The sequence below is a fragment of the Methylorubrum sp. SL192 genome, from assembly GCF_026672325.1.
Lineage (GTDB): Bacteria > Pseudomonadota > Alphaproteobacteria > Rhizobiales > Beijerinckiaceae > Methylobacterium > Methylobacterium extorquens.
On the sequence record NZ_JAPPQV010000003.1, the window covers coordinates 3,282,817 to 3,304,643 of the forward strand.

19 protein-coding genes and 1 tRNA gene are annotated in these 21,827 nt (G+C 69.2%); 10 read left to right on the top strand and 10 right to left on the bottom strand.

The genetic code is table 11. The features are described 5' to 3' along the window. The first annotated feature begins 32 nt into the window (after positions 1-32). The 7 genes from OVA30_RS16245 (at position 33) to rplA (ending at position 4,035) form a co-directional block, all read left to right on the top strand. Positions 33-683, top strand: a complete 651-nt coding sequence (locus tag OVA30_RS16245) for an arylesterase (RefSeq protein ID WP_056116055.1) — start codon at positions 33-35, stop codon at positions 681-683. A 6-nt stretch (positions 684-689) separates the two neighbouring features. Continuing rightward, positions 690-1,256: an RNA 2',3'-cyclic phosphodiesterase gene (thpR, locus tag OVA30_RS16250; protein ID WP_056499902.1), complete on the top strand. Its 567-nt coding sequence runs from the start codon at positions 690-692 to the stop codon at positions 1,254-1,256. Between the two features lie 237 nt (positions 1,257-1,493). Beyond that, positions 1,494-1,570, top strand: a tRNA-Trp gene (locus OVA30_RS16255). Between the two features lie 197 nt (positions 1,571-1,767). Then, on the top strand, positions 1,768-2,070 hold the full coding sequence (gene secE / locus OVA30_RS16260) for a preprotein translocase subunit SecE (RefSeq protein WP_015824155.1): 303 nt from the start codon (positions 1,768-1,770) through the stop codon (positions 2,068-2,070). A 43-nt stretch (positions 2,071-2,113) separates the two neighbouring features. Beyond that, positions 2,114-2,647, top strand: a complete 534-nt coding sequence (gene nusG, locus OVA30_RS16265; protein WP_003597503.1) for a transcription termination/antitermination protein NusG — start codon at positions 2,114-2,116, stop codon at positions 2,645-2,647. A gap of 228 nt (positions 2,648-2,875) precedes the next feature. Next, entirely contained in the window at positions 2,876-3,325 is a 450-nt protein-coding gene (rplK, locus tag OVA30_RS16270) for a 50S ribosomal protein L11 (RefSeq protein ID WP_003597508.1), read from the top strand. A gap of 11 nt (positions 3,326-3,336) precedes the next feature. Next, positions 3,337-4,035, top strand: a complete 699-nt coding sequence (gene rplA, locus OVA30_RS16275; RefSeq protein WP_003597509.1) for a 50S ribosomal protein L1 — start codon at positions 3,337-3,339, stop codon at positions 4,033-4,035. A 317-nt stretch (positions 4,036-4,352) separates the two neighbouring features. Here the strand turns inward: rplA and OVA30_RS16280 are convergent, their stop codons facing one another. The 7 genes from OVA30_RS16280 to bioB all read right to left on the bottom strand — a co-directional run bounded on the left by OVA30_RS16280 (position 4,353) and on the right by bioB (position 12,266). Then, positions 4,353-5,591, bottom strand: a complete 1,239-nt coding sequence (locus OVA30_RS16280) for a cytochrome P450 (protein ID WP_268176067.1) — start codon at positions 5,589-5,591, stop codon at positions 4,353-4,355. A gap of 4 nt (positions 5,592-5,595) precedes the next feature. Beyond that, a complete protein-coding gene (locus tag OVA30_RS16285) occupies positions 5,596-6,858 on the bottom strand; it encodes an NAD(P)/FAD-dependent oxidoreductase (RefSeq protein WP_268176068.1) in 1,263 nt (420 codons plus the stop codon). Next, complete coding sequence (locus OVA30_RS16290; protein WP_003597514.1) at positions 6,855-7,076, bottom strand: ferredoxin; 222 nt, start codon at positions 7,074-7,076, stop codon at positions 6,855-6,857. The genes OVA30_RS16285 and OVA30_RS16290 overlap by 4 nt, the downstream gene beginning before the upstream one ends. Positions 7,077-7,230: 154 nt before the next feature. After that, on the bottom strand, positions 7,231-8,313 hold the full coding sequence (locus OVA30_RS16295; RefSeq protein WP_056115540.1) for an acyltransferase family protein: 1,083 nt from the start codon (positions 8,311-8,313) through the stop codon (positions 7,231-7,233). Then, the gene (locus tag OVA30_RS16300) at positions 8,310-9,194 is read right to left on the bottom strand and encodes a glycosyltransferase family 2 protein (RefSeq protein WP_268176069.1); all 885 of its coding nucleotides are present in this window, start codon (positions 9,192-9,194) and stop codon (positions 8,310-8,312) included. Before OVA30_RS16300 ends, OVA30_RS16295 begins: the two co-directional genes overlap by 4 nt. Before the next feature lie 148 nt (positions 9,195-9,342). Beyond that, a complete protein-coding gene (gene aspS / locus OVA30_RS16305; RefSeq protein WP_015824160.1) occupies positions 9,343-11,157 on the bottom strand; it encodes an aspartate--tRNA ligase in 1,815 nt (604 codons plus the stop codon). Positions 11,158-11,258: 101 nt separating this feature from the next. Next, positions 11,259-12,266 (bottom strand): biotin synthase BioB, encoded by a 1,008-nt coding sequence (gene bioB, locus OVA30_RS16310; RefSeq protein WP_147017101.1) that lies wholly within the window; start codon positions 12,264-12,266, stop codon positions 11,259-11,261. Between the two features lie 193 nt (positions 12,267-12,459). On the opposite strand from bioB, the gene OVA30_RS16315 reads away from it, so the two are divergent. Further along, entirely contained in the window at positions 12,460-12,846 is a 387-nt protein-coding gene (locus OVA30_RS16315; RefSeq protein WP_268176070.1) for a hypothetical protein, read from the top strand. Positions 12,847-13,098: 252 nt separating this feature from the next. On the opposite strand, the gene OVA30_RS16320 is transcribed toward OVA30_RS16315, so the two are convergent. Further along, complete coding sequence (locus OVA30_RS16320; RefSeq protein WP_238507119.1) at positions 13,099-13,983, bottom strand: fumarylacetoacetate hydrolase family protein; 885 nt, start codon at positions 13,981-13,983, stop codon at positions 13,099-13,101. A 253-nt stretch (positions 13,984-14,236) separates the two neighbouring features. Between OVA30_RS16320 and OVA30_RS16325 the strand changes: the two genes are divergently transcribed. Further along, the gene (locus OVA30_RS16325) at positions 14,237-15,562 is read left to right on the top strand and encodes an OmpP1/FadL family transporter (RefSeq protein WP_268176071.1); all 1,326 of its coding nucleotides are present in this window, start codon (positions 14,237-14,239) and stop codon (positions 15,560-15,562) included. Between the two features lie 157 nt (positions 15,563-15,719). Here the strand turns inward: OVA30_RS16325 and OVA30_RS16330 are convergent, their stop codons facing one another. Continuing rightward, positions 15,720-16,520, bottom strand: a complete 801-nt coding sequence (locus OVA30_RS16330; RefSeq protein ID WP_268176072.1) for a prephenate dehydrogenase — start codon at positions 16,518-16,520, stop codon at positions 15,720-15,722. A gap of 400 nt (positions 16,521-16,920) precedes the next feature. On the opposite strand from OVA30_RS16330, the gene OVA30_RS16335 reads away from it, so the two are divergent. Next, positions 16,921-19,374, top strand: a complete 2,454-nt coding sequence (locus tag OVA30_RS16335; protein WP_268176073.1) for a bifunctional diguanylate cyclase/phosphodiesterase — start codon at positions 16,921-16,923, stop codon at positions 19,372-19,374. A gap of 100 nt (positions 19,375-19,474) precedes the next feature. On the opposite strand, the gene OVA30_RS16340 is transcribed toward OVA30_RS16335, so the two are convergent. Then, positions 19,475-21,118, bottom strand: a complete 1,644-nt coding sequence (locus OVA30_RS16340; protein WP_268176074.1) for a B12-binding domain-containing radical SAM protein — start codon at positions 21,116-21,118, stop codon at positions 19,475-19,477. Between the last annotated feature and the right edge of the window lie 709 nt (positions 21,119-21,827).

A 21,827-nucleotide genomic window follows, 5' to 3' on the forward strand; every position in this document is an offset into this window, starting at 1 on the left:
GGCCGCGCCGCCTCCGGCGCAGGGCCGCGCTGATGCTCCTCTTCGCCGCAGCCACGCTCGTCGGTGCCGCGGGCCTGCTGCCCGGCTCGGCCCGTGCCGAGCCGGCGCCGCTCAAGCTCGTGGCCTTCGGCGACAGCCTCACCGCGGGCTACCGCCTGCCGGCCGACGCCGCCTTTCCCGCGGTGCTGGAGCGGGCGCTGAAGGCCAAGGGGTACCGGGTCGAGATTGCCAATGCCGGCGTGTCGGGCGACACCAGCACCGGCGGGCTCGACCGGCTCGACTGGTCGGTGCCGGACGGCACGCAAGGCGTGATCCTCGAACTCGGCGCCAACGATATGCTGCGCGGCACCGATCCGGCGGTGACCCGCAAGGCGCTCGAGACGATCATCGCGCGGCTGAAGGAGCGCAACATTCCGGTGCTGCTGGCCGGCATGCTGGCCGCGCCGAATCTCGGCACGGCGTACCGCGCCCGGTTCGACGCGATCTATCCCGACTTGGCCAAGGCGCACGGCCTCGTGCTCTACCCGTTCTTTCTTGACGGCGTGACGGGCCAACGCGCCAACACCATGGATGACGGGCTGCACCCCACCGCCAAGGGCGTCGAGCGGATCGTCGAGGGCATCCTGCCGAGCGTCGAGACCTTCCTGGGCCGCCTGGGCCAGAATCCGGAGAAGAAGGGGTAGCGAACCATGCCGCGCCTGTTCACCGGCATCGAGATTCCGCCGGACATCGCCGAGCGGCTGTCGTTCTTCCGCGGCGGCCTGCCCGGCGCGCGCTGGATCGAGCCGAGCGACTACCACGTCACCCTGCGCTTCCTCGGCGAGATCGACGACATGATCGCTGCCGATGTCGATGCCGGCCTGCGGGAGGCGCGGGTGCGCGCGCCGCTCACCGTGACGCTGGACGGGCTCGCGAGCTTCGGCGGCGACCGGCCTCGGGCGCTCTACGCCTCGGTCGTCCCCACGCCGGAACTCATCGATTTGCAGGAAGAGCACGAGCGCATCGCCCGCCGCGCCGGTGCCGCGCCGGAGCGGCGCAAGTTCACGCCGCACGTGACGCTGGCCCGCCTCAACCGCGAGGCCTCCCCGGAGGCCGTGGCGCGAAGGCTGACGGAAGCGGGGGTGTTTCCCCGCCTGACCTTCACGGCGCGCCGCGCCGCCCTGTTCTCCGCCCGCACCTCGCGCGGCGGCGGGCCCTACCTCGTCGAGGCGGCCTATCCCTTCGCGGACGCGGATTTCGAGCTGGACGACGAATAGCGATTGCTCTGTTTTTCGCTGGGCCTCAAGTGCCGGCGGCCGCCTCCGCGGCCTCAGGCTTTCGCTCCGCTTTTGTGTTCGAGCGACCGTTCCGGTCCTCGAACTCGCTCCGCGGGGCGCTCTTCGCGCCCGCAAGGCGGCAGATCATCCTTCGGGCGATGACTCTGCTTGCTGACGTCCTGCCCTTGCTTTGGGCCGCAGGTTGCGGCATGACGCGAGCCGCGCCGCGCGCGCCGTAGGAGTGTAGCTCAACTGGTCAGAGCACCGGTCTCCAAAACCGGGGGTTGGGGGTTCGAGTCCCTCCACTCCTGCCACGGCGCCCACCGAGCCCGACGCCGAGACCGACTTGGCATCCGACCGGCGGCACCCCGTCCCGAACCCATCGACAAGCCGGATCACTTGCGCTAGAGCGGGCGCATTCCGAGATCCTCAGATGCTGTCGGTGTGGGACGCGATTGTCCCCGCACCGCGATCGGTGGTTCCCGGAGCCCTGTCCGGTTTCAGTTGCGCCATGGCATCGAACGAAGCGACCAAGAAAGCCGACGCGGCCCGCGGACCCAAACGCGGCACGGCCCCCGTCGCGCCCCAGCGCCCGACCCCGCCCGCGCGCCCCGCGCCGAAGCGGGTGGGCCCGGTGGAGTTCCTGGGCGAGGTGCGCGACGAGGGCCGCAAGGTCACGTGGCCGACCCGCAAGGAAACCACCGTGACCACCATCATGGTGTTCATCATGGTCGTCGTCGCGAGCCTGTTCTTCGTCGCCGTCGATCAGGTGATGCGCTTCGCCGTCAGCCTGGTCCTCGGGATCGGCGCCTGAGTCATCGCAGGCGTCTTACGGACGCCGAGGAGTTGAGAGACCCGTGTCGAAGCGCTGGTACATCGTCCACGCCTACTCGAACTTCGAGAATAAGGTCGCCCAGTCCATCAAGGATCAGGCGGCCCAGCGTGGGCTGACCGAACTGTTCGACGAGGTCATGGTGCCGACCGAGAAGGTCACCGAGGTGCGCCGCGGCCGCAAGGTCGATGCCGAGCGCAAGTTCTTCCCGGGCTACGTGCTCGTGAAGTGCGACCTGACCGACGAGGTCTACCACCTCATCAAGAACACCCCGAAGGTGACCGGCTTCCTGGGCGCCGACAAGGCCAAGCCCGTGCCGATCCCGGACGCCGAGGCCGAGCGCATCAAGGGGCAGGTGCAGGAGGGCGTGGATCGCCCGAAGCACACCGTCTCCTTCGAGATCGGCGAGACCGTGCGCGTCTCCGACGGCCCCTTCGCCTCCTTCAACGGCACCGTCGAGGAAATCGACGACGCCCGCTCGCGCCTCAAGGTGGCGGTGTCGATCTTCGGACGCGCCACCCCGGTCGAGCTGGAATACGGTCAGGTCGAGAAGGTCTGATTTCTACGCAATTCGCGATCAGTCGGCACTGACTGATCTCCGATTTTCCCGGCTGGCGGCTCTGCCGCGGCCCGGAAACGGCGATGCTTTCATGAGAGCACCGCCACAACCCCGCGGGAGATCTGCCCGGCTTCGCCTCCGGGATCCACGGATCGCACCGCGACCTGCAACCGCCCGTCCGTCCGTGCCTCGGCAGCCCGGCGACGCGCAATTCTTGGGAGCAGTCCCATGGCGAAGAAGATCACGGGCTACGTGAAGCTTCAAGTCCCGGCCGGCGCCGCCAACCCGTCGCCGCCGATCGGTCCCGCGCTCGGTCAGCGCGGCCTCAACATCATGGAATTCTGCAAGGCCTTCAACGCGAAGACCGCGCAGATGGAGAAGGGCACCCCGATCCCGGTGATCATCACCGCGTATCAGGACCGCTCCTTCACCTTCGAGATGAAGCAGCCCCCGGTCACCTTCTTCCTGAAGAAGGCGGTTGGCCTGAAGATCGGCAAGAAGCCGGCCTCCGGCTCCAAGACCCCGGGCAAGGGCCCGACCGTCGGCAAGATCACCGAAGCCCAGCTTCGCGAGATCGCCGAGAAGAAGATGCCCGACCTGAACTGCGACTCCGTCGATGCGGCGGTCGCGATGATCCGTGGCTCCGCGCGAGCCATGGGCCTCGAAGTCGTCGCGTAAGGGAGGGCGATATGGCACGCGAAGGAAAGCGCATCCGCGCCGCCCGCGAGGGTCTGGAGCCGATGAAGCTCTACGCCATCGACGAGGCGATCAAGCTGGTGAAGTCGAAGGCTTCGGCCAAGTTCGACGAAACCGTCGAGATCTCGATGAATCTCGGCGTCGATCCGCGCCACGCCGACCAGATGGTCCGCGGCGTCTGCAACCTGCCGAACGGCTCCGGCCGGACGGTTCGCGTGGCGGTCTTCGCCCGTGGCGCCAAGGCGGACGACGCCCGCGCAGCGGGTGCCGACATCGTCGGCGCCGAGGATCTCCTTGAGATCGTCCAGGGCGGCAAGATCGAGTTCGATCGCTGCATCGCGACCCCGGACCTGATGCCGCTCGTCGGCCGTCTCGGTAAGGTGCTGGGCCCGCGCGGCCTGATGCCGAACCCGAAGGTCGGCACCGTCACCATGGACGTGAAGGGTGCCGTTGCCGCCGCCAAGGGCGGCGCGGTCGAGTTCCGCGTCGAGAAGGCCGGCATCATCCACGCCGGCGTCGGCAAGGTGTCCTTCGACGAGCAGAAGCTCGTCGAGAACATCAAGGCCTTCGCCGACGCGGTCGCCAAGGCGAAGCCCACGGGCGCCAAGGGCACCTACATCCAGCGCATCGCCGTCACCTCGACGATGGGCCCGGGCGTGAAGGTCGAGCCGTCCACGGTTCTGACCGCGTAAGCGATCGTCCGAACGGATGTTTTTGGAGGAGCGCCCGGCCGAAAGGTCGGGCGCTTTTCTTTTGGCTGTTGCCTTCTTCGATGATGCGGCACGTCACGTGCACATCCCCCTCTCCCCGCGCGGGGAGAGGGCTTTGCCGACCTCGTCGTCGGCAAAGCGAGGCGGCAGCCAAGGGTGAGGGGGCTTGGCCGAAGGAGTTTCTCTCGGATGCGCCCCCTCACCGTCGCCCTTCGGGCTCACCGCGCCGACGACAGGGTCGTCGCGGTCCTCTCCCCGCGCGCGGGGAGAGGGGATCCCAGCGGCACTCGGGTAGAGGATTAATCCTCTACCACACCCTCCAGCGCCAGCCTCAGGTGCCGCGGCCCCCGCAGCGAGGCGCCGGGCCGGTAGGGCGGCGGGTCCTCCATCAGGGACACGCCCTTCAGCCGCCGCACGAGGCTGACCAGGGCCACCTCCGCCTCGATTCGCGCGAGCGGGGCGCCGACGCAGTAATGCAGCCCGCCGCCGAAGCCGAGATGGCGGTTGTCGGGCCGGTCGGGATCGAAGCGGTCTGGGTCGGGAAAGCGCGCCGGATCGCGGTTGGCGGCGGCGAGCAGGAAAATCACCGGCGCATCCTTCGGGATGGTGATCCCTGCCACCGGGATGTCGGTGAGCGCTACGCGCGTGCGGTAATGGACCGGCGGCTCGTAGCGCAGCAATTCCTCGATCAGGCGCGGGGCGAGGTCCGGCTCGGCGCGCAGGCGCTCCCCATGCTCGGGGAAGCGCACCAGCGTCAGCATCCCGTTGGTGATCAGGTTCACCGTGGTCTCGTGGCCCGCCACCAGCAGCAGCACCGCGGTGGCGATCAGGTCGAAATCGTTCATCCCCTCCTTATCGGTCGCAAGGTCGGAGAGGATGTCCTGCTGCGGGTCCTTGCGCTTCTCCTTGATCAGCCCCTGGAGGTAGTCGGCGATTTCGGTGAAGCAGACCTCGTTCTTGGCTTGCGTCTCCTCGTCGCCACGCTGGTTTGGCTCCAGCGCGGTCGCGAGCTGCGTCGCCCAGCCGTGGAACTGCGCCTCGTCCTCCGGCGGCACGCCGAGCAGCTCGCAGATCACGGTGACGGGGAGCGGGTAGGAGAACTCGTCGACGAGATCGATCTGGGTCTTGCCCCGCATCTTGCCGATCAGGTCGTCGGTGATCTCCTGCGTCTTCGCACGCATGCCGCGCACCCGCTCGGGCGTGAAGCAGCGCATCACCTGCCCCCGCAGGCGGTCGTGATCGGGGGGATCGCGGAAGATAAAGGGGCGGTGCCGCTTGCGGATCTCGGCCCGCACCGGCCGCACCAGCAGATCGGTGACGGGGTTGCCGGTCCAGCGGAATTTCTGCGGGTCGGGCAGATCGTCCGAGCTGATCCGCGGATCGGAGATCAGCCGCGCCAGCTCGGCATGGCCGCTGACGACGTAGGTGCCGTCCTCCTGCCGCGCGACGGGGGTTTTGCGCAGCTCGGCGTAGAGCGGGTAGGGGTTCGCCCGGTTGGCGGGATCGAGGATCTGGTCGAACAGCGTGCTTCCGCTCACGGGACTAGGGCTCCTGCACACGGATGCGGGGCTGATCGACGGCGTCCTCGATCGGCGGGAACGGGGCGCGCTCGCGGATCGCGGCCTTGTAGGCGGGCAGCCAGCGGGCGCTGTCGATGGCGGCGGCGGCGACGGTGCGGCCCGCCTTGCCGAAGGCGGCCACGAGGCGCCGCTCCTCGAGCGAGCCGTGCACCACCGCGAGGGCGTCGGCGCCCTCGGTCAGGCCGACGAGCTTGATCGTCAGGCCGAATTGCTGCGACCAGAAATCGGGCAGGTGGTCGTGGCGGCGCATCGCCGAGGCATCGCCCGCCAGCATGTTGGCGGCGGCAGTCTCGGCTTGCGCCCGAGCGTTGCCCCAATGCTCGACCGCCACGAGGGCGTCGTCGTCGTGCGGGTTCGGCCAGCGCGCCACGTCGCCCGCGCAAAAAACGCCCTCGGCGACGTGGCCGTCCGCGCGGAGCGCACGGCAGAAGGCATCGCAGCGCAGGCCCCCCGCATCGGCCTCAAGCCCCGAGCCGTCGAGCCATTCGACGTTGCGCAACGTGCCGATCGCCGCGACGAGGCAGTCGGTCTCGATCCGCGTGCCGTCCTTCAGGATCACGGCGGCGAGGTTCCCGCCGGCCCCCTCCATCCGCTCGATCTCGGATTCGAGGCGCAGATCGACGCCCTTCTCGCGGGCGACCTCGCCGATCAAGCCACCGAGGCGGGGGCCGAGCGCCGCGGCCAGCGGCACGGCATCGCGCACCAGCAGGGTGACGGGCATGTCGAGATCGCGGCAGGTCGAGGCGACCTCGAAGCCGATGAAGCCGCCGCCGACGAGGACGACGCGGTGCGGCTTGGTCCGCAGATGCGCGCCGAGCCGCTCGGCGTCATCGCGGTCGCGCAGGGTGAAGACACCGGCGAGGGCGGCCTCCTCCGGGTTGGGCCAGGGCCGCGCCCGGGTGCCGGTGGCGATCAGCAGGCGGTCGTAGGGCAGGCGGCTGCCGTCTTCGCATTCGACGACGCGCCCGGTCAGGTCGAGCCGGGTCGCCGGCTGCCCGAGGCGGAACTCCGCGCGCAGATCGGGATGGCAGGGTAGGGTGGTGTCGGCGGAGTAGAGCCCGCGCAGTACCTGCTTGGAGAGCGGCGGCCGGTCGTAGGGTCGGTGGGGCTCGGCGCCGACTAGGGTCAGGCGGCCGGCATAGCCTCGTTCACGCAGGGCATGGGCGGCGGCAAGGCCCGCCAGCGAGGCGCCGACGACGACGATGCGTTCAGGGTGTGTCGTCACCGCGCCTCTCCGGCCGCCGCGTCGGCGGCATCGGGGTAGGCGGTGATCGCCCGCACCGGGCAGGCATGGATGGCCCGCTCGATCTCGCCCCGTGCGGTCTCGTCCGGGGAGGGGTCGTAGACCAGCGCTTCCCGGCCGTGCAGGGCGAAATGCCCCGGCGCCGCGTAGATGCACTGCGCGTAGGCTTGGCAGCGGTTGAGATCCACGACGACCTTCATGGTGGGCAGTGATCCGGGCTTCCGGGAGAGGAATGGGCCGGGGATACGGACCCGGCACCGTAGCTAGGGCGGGCAGGGCGCCCCACCACGGCGGCGCGTCGACACGCCCTGCGGGTCTCAAACGCACGGGCGGTGCGAGAGGATCAAATTCGCTTCAGGGGCCCGCGGGTTCGATCGTCCCCAGCGTGCGCCGCCCGAGGGCCCGCGCCTTGAGGCGCAGGGCCGGCTTCTCGACTGCATACCAGGACGCGGCGGCGACGAGCCCAGCGAGCAGGAGGGCCGGCACCAGCAGGGCCAGGGCGGAGGCCGTGGGCCAGAGCGCGTGCAGGCTCTGCTGGATCGGCCAGCCGTAGAGATAGACCCCGTAGGAGAGGTCGGCGGGCGGATCGAGGGCAGGGCGGGCCAGTGCCGGCAGGAGGCCAAGCCAGATCGCCGCGTAGCTCTCGCCGAGGAAGAGCAGCGTCCGGGCGGGCGCGTGGCCCTGCAGCAGGAGGCCCGCGGCCAGGACGAGCAGCGGCCACGGCGTGAGGCGGATGGAATCGCGCCACAGGTAGAGGCAGGCCCCGGCGGCGAAGATCAGCGGCAGGCGCAGGGCCGTCTCGGTGCCCTTGGACATCTCGGGCCGGACCGCTTCGAGAAGGCCCAGGCTCAGGGCCAGGGCGGCGGTGAGCGCCGGCACGGCCCAGCGCCGCCGCAGGAGCCCGAGAAGCCCGATGGCGAGAACGCCGGCGTAGCAGATCGTCTCGTATTTCAGGGTCCAGACCGTGCCGAGCGGGCTTCGGAACGGGTTGGTCTCGAACAGGCCGGGCAGGCTGGCATTGCTCTTGAAGGAGAGGAGCGTGCCGCGCGCGAAGCGCCACAGCTCGGGCGAGGCGTAGTACTCGGCGAGCGGCAGCCGGGTGAGGGCGCCGCCGAGCAGCAGCGAGACCGCCAGGGTCGCAGCGACGAGGCCCGGTCCGATGCGCAAGCTCCGGGCGATGACGTAGTCGCGCCAGCCGCGCCGGTCGTAGCTCATGGTGACGAGGAAGCCCGAGACGGCGAAGAAGCCGTTCACCGCGTGCTCGCCCAGCGAGAAGCCGGTGGTGCGGGCCAGCGGCTCGTCGAGCGCGTGGCCGGAGACGACGCTGAAGGCGTGGGAGACCACCACCATCAGGGCGAGCGCCAGCCGTAAGGAGGAGAAGGCGTTGTGCGGGCGCGCCAGCGCCTCCGCGATCGTCGGTCCCGAGAGCAGGCTCACGGTGCCAGCCCCTCGCGGGCCAGCGCGCTCTGCCCGCGCAGGGCGGCGAGTGCGCCGGCCGCCGAGCCGCCGTAGCGCTCCAGCCCCGAGCGGCGGAAGGCGAGGGCGGCGAGCGCCGCCTTCGGGGCGTTGGTGGCGAGCATTCCCGGGCTCGGATCGGGCAGGCCGTATTTCCGCGAGACGTAGGCCCGCGACCACGCCTGATGCCAGCGCGTCCGAAACACCCGGCCCGGCGACGGGGCCGAGGAGCGCCCTCGCCCGTGCAGGGCCACCGCGCCGTGGACGTGGACCAGCGCGCGCCCCGCATCGGCCACCCGGCGGCAGAGGTCGTCGTCCTCGTAGAACAAGAAGATATTCTCGTCGAAGCCGCCGAGGTCGAGGAAGAGGGCGCGCTCGATCATCAGGCAGGCGCCCGACAGGAACGGCGCGCAGGCGTCGCCCTCGGGGAGATCACGCCGGCCCTTCGGGTTGGTGAGGTAGGGCGCGAGCAGCGAGCGCGGCTGGTAGAAGAAGCGCCCGTCCGGCTCGTGGATGCGCGGCGCCAGGAGGCCGGCGTCAGACCAGGCCCGCGCCGCGGCCAGCAGCGCGGCGGCGGCGCCCGGTTGCAGCACGAGATCGGGATTGAGGATGAGGACGTGCCGGGCCCCCTCGGCGGCGCGCACGCCGATATTGTTGGCCCGGCCATAGCCCTCGTTGCGGGGATGGGCGATCACCCGCGCGCCGTGGGCTTCCGCCACCGCCACCGAGCCGTCGCGGCTGGCGTTGTCGACCACGATCGCCGGAACGCCTTCGCGGGCCAGCGCCGCGAGGCAGGCGGGCAGGGCGTCTGCGCTGTCGTGGCTGACGACGATGGCGGTGAGGGGAGCGGGATGGGGCGGCATCAGGTCCTGCGCGGCTTCCCTCCCCTTCGGTGGCGGGTGGCCTTGAAGGGGGCGGGCGAGGGGAGCGCCGTTTCCGACAAAGCGGAACCGGCCCCTCACCCGCCTGCTCCGCAGGCACCCTCCCCCGCGGCGGGAGAGGGTTTAGGCGCTACGCCTTCTTCTCGGGCAGGTTGAGCCGGATGTGCAGCTCGCGCAGCTGCTTCGGGGTCGCCTCGGCGGGCGCGCCCATCATCAGATCCTCGGCGCGCTGGTTCATCGGGAACAGCACGACCTCACGGATGTTCGGCTCCTCGCACAGCAGCATGACGATGCGGTCGACACCCGGCGCGATGCCGCCGTGCGGCGGGGCGCCGAGGCGCAGGGCGTTCAGCATGCCGCCGAACTTCTCCTCCAGCACGTCTCGGCCGTAGCCGGCAATGGCAAACGCCTTCTCCATCACGTCGGGACGGTGGTTCCGGATCGCGCCCGAGGACAGTTCGATGCCGTTGCAGACGATGTCGTACTGGAACGCCTTGATCCCAAGGATCTTTTCGGAATCCGCCTCGCCCAGAGCGAGGAACTCGTCCCGATCGAAGTTCGGCATCGAGAACGGGTTGTGGGAGAAGTCGATCTTCTTGTCTTCTTCGTTCCACTCGTACATCGGGAAATCGACGACCCAGCAGAAGGCGAACTGGTCCGTGTCGGAGAGCTTCAGCTCGTCGCCGATGCGGATGCGCGCCTTGCCCGCGAGCCCGGCTGCCTTCGCCTCGGTGCCGGCGGCGAAGAACACCGCGTCGCCCGCCTTGGCGCCGGCCTTCTCGGCAATCCGCGCCTGGATCGCGGCGGGGATGAACTTGGCGATCGGCCCCTTGCCGGTGAGCGCCCCGCCCTCTTCCTCGAACACGATGTAGCCGAGCCCCGGCGCGCCTTCCGAGCGGGCCCAGTCGTTGAGCTTGTCGAAGAACGAGCGCGGCTGGCCGGCGGCGCCGGTGGCGGGGATGGCGCGCACCACGCCGCCCGACTTGATGACGCCCTTGAACGCCTTGAACTCCACCGCGTCGTCGGCGAACTCGTCGGTGACGTCGGCGATGATCAGTGGGTTGCGCAGGTCCGGCTTGTCGACGCCGTATTTCAGCATCGCGTCGGCGTAGGTGATGCGCGGGAACTCCTTCGTCACGCGCTTGCCGCCGGCGAATTCCTCGAACACGCCGCGCAGCACCGGCTCCACCGCCTGGAACACGTCCTCCTGCGTGACGAAGCTCATCTCGATATCGAGCTGGTAGAACTCGCCCGGTGAGCGGTCGGCGCGGGCATCCTCATCGCGGAAGCAGGGCGCGATCTGGAAGTAGCGATCGAAGCCCGCGATCATCGTGAGCTGCTTGAACTGCTGCGGCGCCTGCGGCAGCGCGTAGAACTTGCCCGGATGCACGCGGGACGGCACGAGGTAGTCGCGCGCGCCCTCCGGCGAGGAGGCGGTCAGAATCGGCGTCTGGAACTCGAAGAACCCGCCCTCGCGCATGCGGCGGCGGAGCGAATCCACGATCGCGCCGCGCTTCATGATGTTGGCGTGCAGCTTCTCCCGGCGCAGATCGAGGAAGCGGTACTTGAGCCGGGTCTCTTCCGGGTATTCCTGGTCGCCGAAGACGGGCAGCGGCAGCTCGCCCGCGGGCCCGAGCACTTCGAGGTCGTCGATATAGACCTCGACGCTACCGGTCGGCAGCTCCGCGTTCTCGGTGCCGGCGGGCCGCGTGCGCACGCGGCCATCGATGCGGATCACCCACTCGGAGCGGGCGGTCTCGGCCGCCTTGAAGGCCTTCGAGTCGGAATCGATCACGCACTGCGTCAGGCCGTAATGGTCGCGCAGGTCGATGAAGAGCACGCCGCCATGGTCGCGGATGCGGTGGCACCAGCCGGACAGGCGGACGGTCTGCCCGACATCGGACGGGCGGATCGCCCCGCAGGTATGGGTACGGTAACGGTGCATGGCGGGCTCTTGAGAATGAGCCGGCACCATTCACGGGAGGCGTTTCAAGTCAAGGTGAGGGCCGGCTTGCCGTGCCCCTTACCGTGCCCCTTGCCGTGCCCCTACTCCGCGGCGGCCAGCGTCACCTCGGGCACCGGCACGCCGATGTCGCGCAGCAGCTCGGCGTCGGCATCCGCCTCGTTGTTGGCGGTGGTGAGCAGGCGCTCGCCGTAGAAGATCGAGTTGGCACCGGCCAGGAAGCACAGGATCTGCGCCTCGCGGGTCAGGCTCTTGCGGCCGGCGCTGAGGCGCACGCGGGCCTTGGGCATGACGATGCGGGCGGTGGCGCACATCCGCACGAGGTCGAGCGGATCGATCGGCGGGCGGTCTTCCAGCGGCGTGCCCTCGACGGCCACCAGCGCGTTGATCGGCACGCTCTCCGGGTGAGGGGCGTGGTTGGCGAGCACGAGCAGCATCTCGGCCCGGTCGCGCACCCGCTCGCCCATGCCGACGATGCCGCCGCAGCAGACGCCGATGCCGGCTTGGCGCACATGCTCCAGCGTCTGGAGCCGGTCGTCGTAGGTGCGGGTCGAGATGATGTCGCCGTAGAATTCCGGGCCGGTGTCGAGGTTGTGGTTGTAGGAGGTCAGCCCCGCTTCCGCGAGGCGCTGCGCCTGGCTCTGGGTCAGCATGCCGAGCGTGACGCAGGCTTCCATGCCCAGCCCGCGCACGCCGCGCACCATCTCCAGCACCGCGTCGAAATCCGGCCCATCCTTGGGCTTGCGCCACGCCGCGCCCATGCAGAAGCGGTGCGCGCCGTTGGCCTTGGCAGCGGCGGCCTCCTTCAGCACGGCGTCCACCGGCATCAGCCGCTCGCGGGGCAGGTTGGCGCCCTTGTGGTGGGCCGATTGCGGGCAATAGGCGCAATCCTCGGGGCAGCCGCCGGTCTTGATCGACAGCAGGGCCGCCCGCTGGATGTCGGCGGGGTCGTTATGCGCCCGGTGCACGACGCCCGCCCGATGCACGAGATCGAGCAGCGGCATGTCGTGGATCGCCTGGATCTCGGCCAGGGTCCAATCATGCCGGATGGCGGCAGAGGAGGCGGTGAGGGAGACTACGGTGTCGCTCATGCGCTTCTTTGAGGGCGAAGGCGCGGAAAAAATCAAGCCTTGCCGCGGGAGAGCCCGGTCGCGAAGCGCCCGGCACGCGTGTCGCTCCGCCCTGATTCAGCAGGCATGCGCGTCGATCACCGCGTAAGCTTGACCGTCATTGCATCCACAGGCAGCATGATCGGAGAAATGCAGATTTTAGGCGAGTCTTCTGATGTTCGCGGCCGATCGTCTGATCCTCGCAACGGCCGTCGCGCTGCTCTGTCCGTGGGCGGCGCAGGCTGAGTCGCTCTGCGAGCGCACCGTGCTGCCGTTCCGTGCCATGGTGGCAGCCCTCAAAGCAGAGCCAGGGGCCCAGGTGCTGCGGGACAACGGCTCGGTCATCGAGATTGAGGACCCGAAACGCTTTATCATCTGGACGCTCGTCCGTCCCGGCGGCACCGCACCAGGCGCCCATATCTGCCGGAGGGTCGTGCAGGAGAATGGCGAGATCTTCATCCAGCTGAAGGCCTACTGTGCCGGAAAGAAGTCGGATTGCGACGGCGTGATTCAGGGGGTCCTGAAGGCGCAGAACCAAGCCGTGGAACGATTTCGGCAGTAACGAGGCCAAGCCCCACTTAGCTAAGCCTCTTAGCCAAGCCGCTTGGCCCCGCAGCATCAGCCTGGATAGACGGGCAGCGGGCTTGAACCCTTCCCGCTTCAGAACGGCACCCCGGCCCGCGGCATCGCCCGTACGGCGCAACGGGCCCGCGGCGTGGCGACGGGCAGGCGGGGCCGCCGAGGACGACGACCGGGCCGGTTCTGCGGGGGGCCAAAGCCTCGTCGGCTCCGTTAGAGAAGCCTGTGCCGTGCGTCAGTTCGTCGGTTCGCCGGCGGCGACCTTGGCGGTCCAGTCGTCGAAGGCCACGACGCGCTGGCGCTGCTCGCCGAGGCCGTCGATGCGCAGCACCATCTCGTCGTCGCTTCTGAGGTAGCGCGGCGGCTTCATGCCGAGGCCGACGCCCGGCGGGGTGCCGGTGGTGATGACGTCGCCGGGCTCCAGCATCATGAAATGCGAGACGTAGGCGACGATCTGCGCCACGTCGAAGATCATCGTCGCGGTCGAGCCCGTCTGCATCCGCCGGCCGTTGAGATCGAGGCTCATCGAGAGGTTCTTCAGGTCCGGAATCTCGTCGAGGGTGACGAGCCAGGGGCCGAGCGGGCCGAAGGTCGGGCAGCCCTTGCCCTTGGTCCAGGTGCCGCCGCGCTCCATCTGGAATTCGCGCTCGGACAGGTCGTTGCAGATGCACACGCCCGCCACGTAGCGCAGTGCCTCGTTGGCATGGACGTAGGAGGCGCGGGCGCCGATCACCACGGCGAGTTCCACCTCCCAGTCGGTCTTGGCCGAGGCTTTGGGCAGGATCACCGTGTCGTTGGGGCCGACGATGCAGGAGGGCGCCTTGTTGAAGATGATCGGCTCGGCCGGGATCGCGGCCCCGGTCTCGGCGGCGTGGTCGGCGTAGTTCAGGCCGATCGCCACGAAGTTGCGGGTGCCGCCGACGCAGGGGCCGAGGCGGGTGCCGGGCGGCAGCAGCGGCAGGCTTTCGGGGTCGATCCGCGCGAGCCGGTCGAGCGATTCCCGTGAGAGGCCCGGTCCGGCGATATCACGCAGGGTTCCCGACAGGTCGCGCAAGCCGCCCTTCGCGTCCACGAGGCCCGGCTTCTCGTCACCGCTCGCTCCGTGCCGGATCAACTTCATCGTCGGCGTCTCCGTCCTGCTCGAGGCTCAACTAGAGGTGCGCGAGCATGGCCGCGACCGATCCGGGGTGCAAGCGGCACCGCGCGATCACATTCACCGCACGGACAAGGGGAGGACCCTGGTTCCGTGACATAAATTCCTCAATTGATATATAATTCAGTTTTGGGTTTTCTTCCCCTAGACCGAATGCGCGTGATCCTCTTCCATCCCGGATGGGACTTGGGTCGCTAAGAAAACGCTTCGGAGAAAACGAATGACTGGGGGGACGATCCGCGCGCTCGGGCTCGCGGGGGCTGTCGCGGCCGTTTCGATGGCGGGCGCGAGCGGGGCGCAGGCCGGTGCCTTCGGCCTGCGCGAGCAGAGTGCACAGGGGTTGGGCGTCGCCTTCGCGGGTGCGGCGTCGGGCGGGGCAGGCGTCTCGTCGATCTTCTGGAACCCGGCGACGGTGACGATGCGGCCGGGCTTTGCCAGCGAGCAGAGCCTGAGCTTCATCAACCTGTCAGGGGAGATCACGCCGACGGTGGGGACCGCGCCGGGCCTGCTGCCCTTCGGCGCCTCCGGCGAGGTCGGGCAGGGTGCCGTGGTGCCGTCGGGCGCCACCTCCTACCAGCTCACCGACCGTCTCTGGGTCGGCATCCAGACCGGCGCGCCCTACGGCCTCGTGACCAAGCCGCGCCAGGATTGGGCGGGCGCGGTCTATGCCCGCTCCTCGCGGATCTTCTCGCTGGCCTTCAACCCGGTGGTCGGCTTCAAGGTCAACGACTGGCTGTCCGTCGCCGCCGGCCCGAGCATCGAGTATTTCCGCCTGACCCTGCGCGCGGCCGTGCCGGTCTCCGGCACCTTCCCGGGCCTCTACCCGTCGGGCTTCATCAAGGGCGAGTCCTGGGGCGTGGGCTTCACCGCCGGTGTCCTGGTCACCCCCGCCGCCGGCACGGCGATCGGCGTCGGCTACCGCTCCTCGGTCCACCACGACATCGCGGGCTCGATCGGCTTCCCCGACCCGCGGCAGGCCATCGCCCTGGGGCAGGTGCGGGCCAACCTCAACACGCCCGAGAAGGTCAGCGTCGGCCTGACCCAGGCGATCAACCCGGTCACCCGGATCAATCTCGGCTTCGAGTGGGACAACTGGTCGAGGCTCGGCGATGTCGGCATCGTCTCGCGGGCGCTCGGCGTGACGGTCAACCACCTGCCGCTCAACTTCAAGGACTCGTTCTTCTACTCGATCGGTGCCGAGTACGACTGGTCGCCGAACCTGACCCTGCGGGCCGGCTTCGGCTACGACAACGTGCCGATCGACTTCTCGAACCGCTCGGCGCGCCTGCCCGACAGCGACCGCTACGTCGTCTCGATCGGCGGCAGCTATCGCTGGAGCGAGAAGGTGCTGCTGACGGCCAGCTACGCCCACGCCTTCTTCGACCGCGGCCTTCTCCTGGCGGGCCCCGGGCGCGACTACAACATCGGCAACATCCCGCTCGCGGCCTCCACCGACGTCAGCGCCGACGTCGTCTCGGTCGGGTTCCGCTACCAGTGGGACGCCCCCGCCGCCGTCGCCCCGGCCCCGCTGGTGCGCAAGTTCTGATCGCCTGATCGGACGCGACACGCCCCGCGCCAGCCCGGCGCGGGGCGTTTTGATTCTCGAGTATCGTCCCGAAAGGTGGTTGCCGGCTTTCGGAAAAAGATGATGCAAAATTAGTAGCTTAGAGCATCGTCCTGGATCAGGTATCCAGGACGATGCTCTAAGAGGCGAGGCGGACCGGCGCGGCGGGAACCGCCTCCCCGGCCAGCTCGGCATCGAGTTGCCCGGCAAGCGCGAAGAAGCGCTGCCGCACCTGCGCCGCGTGCGGGTTCGCGCGCTCGATGGCGTGGAACACGTCCGGCGCATCGTCCCGCACCATGCCGACCGCCTGCATCAGCAGATCGAAGCTGCGCGTCGTCATCCGGGTCGGCAGCGGCTCCATCGCCACCAGCACCTTGGCGATGAGGTGGGTCAGCCCCTGGACCGAAGCCATCGCCCGGTCATGCGCCTCCGGGGTGGTCGAGATCACATCGAGCCCGAGCCCGCGCCGCAGGAAGGCCGCCGCCCTGAAGGCGCCCCGTCCGCGGATCGGGCAGACCGCGATCTTCAGGCCGCGGATGCCGTCGCCCGCGCTCTGTGGCCCGAACAGCGGATGGGTCGCGAGGATCTCGACATCGGCGGGCAATCCCGCCGCCAGGATCGCGGCGGGCTCCGTCTTCACCGAGCCGACATCGACCACCAGCGTGCCCGGCCGCAGATGCGGGGCGAGGGCGCGCACCGCCTCGCCGAGGCGCGCCACGGGCGTCGCGAGGATCACCACGGGGCAGGCTGCCACATGCCGCAGGTCGGCTGCGACCGCCTCCGGCCCCGCCTGCGCCGCGATCATCCCGGCCGGCAGGTACGGGTCGTGGATCGTCAGGCGGGCATGCGGCGCGAGATGGCGGGCGATCAGGCGGCCGAAGGCACCGAAGCCGACGAGACCGACCGACGGGGCAGGGGAGGAGGAATGCAGGGCAGACACTTTGTGACCTCGGACGAAGGGCGAGGTCGGCGGTCCGTTGCGGGATGTTCCATGATCCTCAAGCCGCCGACGACGCAGCGGCTGAAGACATGACGAGTCCGATGCCGCTTAAGGGAGCGGCGCGCGATACGACTCGGAGAGGAAAAAGCCCGTCATGATGGCGCGGCTCTAGGGCAGGCGCGAGTCCGCCGTCAAGCGGCGTGCGTCCGGACGGTGGCGTCATGATGCTGTGAGAAAAAGGAATCTTCGGTTTCGCAGCGTGGAGGCAGCGCCAGTATATAACCCAAGTTGCGATGAGCATTTTCAATGTAAGAACGATAAAATTGAGCGGAATACCAACAGCATCACCTTAATCGGCGCAGCCTAAGCCGGCCTTTGGTTATCAGGCTTGCCGGTCTTCATGCTCAAAATCGTCGCCTGTGTCGCGAGCCAGCACGATTTCGGCCTTGTTGCCGTTTCGGCTGGGATCTGTCTGCTCGGCTGCTTCTCCACCGTCACCCTGATGGCCGAGGCCGCCAGGGCCGAGCGCCGGTCCGTTTCCCCCTGGCTGATCGCGGCCGCTTTCGTGTTCGGCTGCAGCGTCTGGTCACTGCACTTCGTGGCGATGCTGGCGTTTCAGCCGGGTGCGCAGGCGGCCTACGGTCTTCTTCCCACCGCAGCCTCGATCGGGATTGCGGTCGCCGGGGCGCTGATCGCTTTCCTGATCTGGTGTCGGGCGGACCACGACCCGCTCAAGGTGGCGGCGGCCGGCTTGGTGCTGGCGGCGGCGATTTCGGGCATGCACTACGTGGGTGTGAGCGCGATGGCGGCCAACAGCCTGCTCGCCTTCGAGGAGGCCCTTGTCCACGCTTCGCTCGGGCTCTGCGCGACCCTGGCGGTGATCGCCCTCGCCCGGGCCGGCGATCTCGCCGGGCTCGGCCGCCGCATTGAGGTCAGCCTGTGGCTGGCGCTCGCGATCTGCGGCCTGCACTTCACCGGCATGACGGCGCTCACCGTCGCGCCCGCCGCCCCGGTGGCGGGGGGCGGGGCCGTCCTCGGTTCGACGCAGCTCGGCCTCGCGGTGGGGCTCGTCAGCCTCGCCGTCCTCGCCGCCGGGCTCACGGCGCTGCTGATGCAGCAGCATCTCATGCGCCGCCGCATGGACGAGCTGAGCCGCATGCGCCTGCTCGGCAACCTCGCCCACGAGGTGCTGTTCATCCACCGCGAGGGCCGGGTGGTCGAGATCAATCAGGCGGGCCTGCGCCTGTTCGGGGCCCCGGCCTCCGAGATCATCGGCCGGCCGCTGCTCGACCTGTTCGCGGAGGCCGACGCGCCGGTTCTGCTGCGGCGCAGCCGATGCCACCCGGAGGATCTGTTCCCGGAGGAGTTCGAGGTCCGCACTGCCGCCGGCATCGCCGTGCCGGTGGAACTCACCTGCCGCGCCATCGAGTATCTCGGCCGGCCCGCCACGGCGGTGGCCCTGCGCGACCTCAGCCGGCGCCGCCGCGACGAGGCGCGCATCCGCCACCTCGCCCTGCACGACGCCCTGACCGACCTGCCCAACCGCACCCTGCTGGAGGAGCGCCTGGGGCTTGCCCTGGAGAATGCGGCCGAGAACGGGACGAGCGTGGCCCTGGCCTATCTCGACCTCGACCGGTTCAAGCCCGTCAACGACTTCCACGGCCACGCCGCGGGTGACGCCCTGCTGGTCCAGGCGGCCAAGCGCATGCTGGCCGAGCTGCGCCCGACCGACACCCTCGCCCGGATCGGCGGCGACGAGTTCGTCATCGTGCTGGCTCATACCCGCACCCTCGCGCAGGTCGCCGAGACCGCCGAGCGTCTGGTCGCGGCGCTCGGCCGCCCGTTCCAGATCGAGGGCCAGATCGGGGGTCCGGTCGAGGGCTTGCGCGTCGAGATCGGCGCCTCGGTGGGCATCGCTCTCTATCCCAGCGACGGCAGCACCGCCGAGAGCTTGAAGCGCGCCGCCGACACCGCCCTGTACCGGGTCAAGGACGAGGGCCGCGGCGCGGTGCGCTTCTTCGAGGCCGCGATGGACGAGCAGCTCCAGGCGCGCCGCCGGATCGAGCACGAGCTGAGCGGGGCGATCGCGCGGGGCGAATTGGCCCTCGACTACCAGCCGATCGTCAACGGCCGCACCGGCGAGATCGAGATCTTCGAGGCGCTGATCCGCTGGCACCACCCGGAGCGCGGCTGCGTGTTCCCCGCGGACTTCATCCCGCTCGCCGAACAGACGGACCAGATCGGGCGGATCGGCGCCTGGGTGCTCGACACCGCCTGCGCCGCCGCCGCAGCCTGGCCCCATCCCTGGCGGGTCTCGGTCAACGTTTCGCCGAAGCAGTTCCGCCAGCCGGGCTTCGCCGCGGGCGTGGCGGCGGTCCTCGGCCGCCACGGGCTCTCACCGGGGCGGCTGGTTCTAGAGATCACCGAGAGCGTGTTCATCCACGACGCGGCGACAGCGCTGACGGTGCTCACGGCGCTCCGCACCCTCGGCGTGCGCCTCGCGCTGGACGATTTCGGCACGGGTTATTCGAGCCTGAGCTACCTGCAGCGGTTCCAGTTCGACAAGATCAAGGTCGATCGGTCCTTCGTGCGCGGCCTCGGGCAGCACGCGGACGCCCTGACGATCGTGCGCGCGATCACCCATCTCGGGCACAATCTCGGCCTCACGGTCACGGTCGAGGGGGTGGAGACGCAAGAGCAGCTCACGGTTCTGCGTGAACTCGGCTGCGACCAGATGCAGGGCTACCTGTTCGCCCGGCCCGCTCCGATGACGAACCTGTCGGAGACCGGCCCCTCGGATCGGGCGCGGCTAAGGGCCTTGTTCTCGAACGAGGCCGCCCGGGCCTACGCGTGAGGGATGGGCGGACGCGAGGGTCCGCCCAAGTTCAATTGGGGCCTTTTCGATCGGGGCTTTGCCGCAGGGCGCGCGATGACGAGCCCCCTGCCGGAAACGCTCAGGCCGCTTCCCGCTCCGGCGCGATGCGGCGGCGGGCGTTCTCCCACCAGCTCCGCTCACGCTGCGCCTCCGCTTCCGCCGCCTTGGCGGCGTAGAAGGACGCGTTGTGCTCGCCGCGCAGGGCCTCGCGGGTGAAGCGGATCAGGTGGTGGGCGACGAAGCCCATGTTGAACACCGCCTCGATCTGCCCGCGCTTCAGCGCATGGCCCGCCGCCCGCCAGAACGGCCGGCGGTAATCGGAAAACAACCCCACCCGCGTGATGATGTTGAAGCCGAGGATCAGGCCGCGGCGCAGGTTGGTCTTGGTGAGCTTGCCCTTGGTCGGCGTGACGATGCGGTTGCCGTAGGTCACGTCGCACTGGTGCTTGAAGCGCTCGAACAGGTGCTCGGGGGTGTAGGCGTGGGCGATGGCCCGGCGCCAGGAACTCACCACCGTGTCGTGCGGGCGCTTGAACAGCACGTTCGATTCCAAGCTCGCATCGTGCAGGAGCCGGCCCTCGCGCTGTAGCCGGTCCCAGAGCGGCGTCTTGGGCAGCGCCTGGAGCAGGTTGATCGTCAGCACCGGGATCGCGGACTTGTCGATGAAGTCGATCAGGTTCTGCTCGGACTTGTCGGAATCCGAGTCGAGGCCGAGGATGATGCCCGAGGTCACTTCCAGCCCGTAGCTGTTGAGCGTCTCGATCGCCTCGTACATCGGCACGGCGGCGTTGTGGGTCTTGTCGATGCCCTTGAGCGCGTCGGCTTCCGGCGTCTCGATGCCGACGAACACCGTCATGAAGTTGGCCTGCCGCATCAGCTCGAGGATCTCGGGCTGCTTGGCCATGTTCAGCGTCGCCTCGCAGGCGAACTGGAGTGGGTAGTTGTTCTTCTTCTGCCATTCCACGAGATGCGGCAGCATCTCGCGGGTCGCCTTGCGGTTGGCGATGAAGTTGTCGTCGACGAAGTAGACCACCGCCGGGTGGCCCGGCTGGCTGATGATCGCGTCGAGTTCGGCGCACATCTGCTCCGGGCTCTTCAGCCGCGGCTGGCGGCCGTAGAGCTGCGGGATGTCGCAGAACTCGCAGCGATACGGGCAGCCCGAGGAGAACTGGAGCGAGCCGATCAGGTAGCGCTTGAGCGGCGCGGCCTCGTAGGCCGGGGCCGGGAAGTCGGACAGCGCCAGCCGCTCCTTGGTGTCGAGCACGACCTGCGCCGCCGGCCGCGACAGGTCGCGGTCGAGGATCTCGATGAGGCGGTCGGTGGCGTCGCCGATCTCGCCGACATGCAGGTAGTCGAAATCCGGGTACTTTTCCGGCGCGCCCGACACCGAGGGGCCGCCGAGCGCCGCGACCTTGCCGGCGGCGTGCGCCCGCCGGCCGATGTCGTGGATCTGGCCCTCCTGGATATGCATGCCCGAGACGAACACGGCATCGGCCCAGGCGAAGTCCTTGGCCGAGGCGGGCCGGATGTTCTCGTCAACGAAGCGGCATTCCCAGGTCTCGGGCATGTAGGCCGCGATCAGCAGGAGCCCCTGGGGCGGCATGAACGCCTTCACGCCGCCCATCAGTGGGTAGGCGTGGGAGAACGTCCCGAAGGACGGCGTGTAGGCGGGAAAGACGCACAGGATGCGCCGGCGGGACGAGACGGAAAGGGAGCATCGCATGGTCTCCTATCTAGCACAGCCCAGCCCGTTGGCGTCCCCTCTTTCCGCATCGAAGCGCGTTCAAGACCCCGTGCGATGCAACGTCGCCGGGTCCGCGCGGAGCGACTGCGAACCCTCCCGCGTATCGGGGCCGCCGACCTCTCCGCGGGCCCGCAATGCGTGTTGCGCGAAGGGCACAGTGAGGATCTCGGGGAACACTGGAAACGCCGCCATGCGGTGAGCGCATCGGGCGACGGTTCCGGCCGGGGGGACGGCGCCGCGCCGGAGGCCGGCGCGAGGATTCTGCGCCCTTCCTCGCCGTTCCCTGAGGGAAGGCAAGGCCTTGCCACCGGACGGAGAGGGGGTGGCGCAGGCGGCCCTGGCCGGACCGATGGCTTCAGAATAATCGACTATATAAAACACAAACGCACGTCACTTTTATGACGAAAAAATAGTGAAAAATATCGGATTAAGTCAGTCTAGCAGCCGTAATATAAGTAATGAGTCCGGCAATCCCTCGGGTTTTATTCAAGATAACTTTTAATCCTTCCAGCGGGGTGCTATCGGCCAAGCATGGCTGTGGGGCAGGCCGCCGGGATCGCTAAGCGATTGAGCCGACTAACGACTTCGCCGGGCGCCGCAGATGCTGCGGGCCGGTCGGCGCGGGTGGTTCGATCGGACGTCCGGGGTTCGCGCTGCGCCAGAAGATCCGCAACCGAGGACTGGGCGC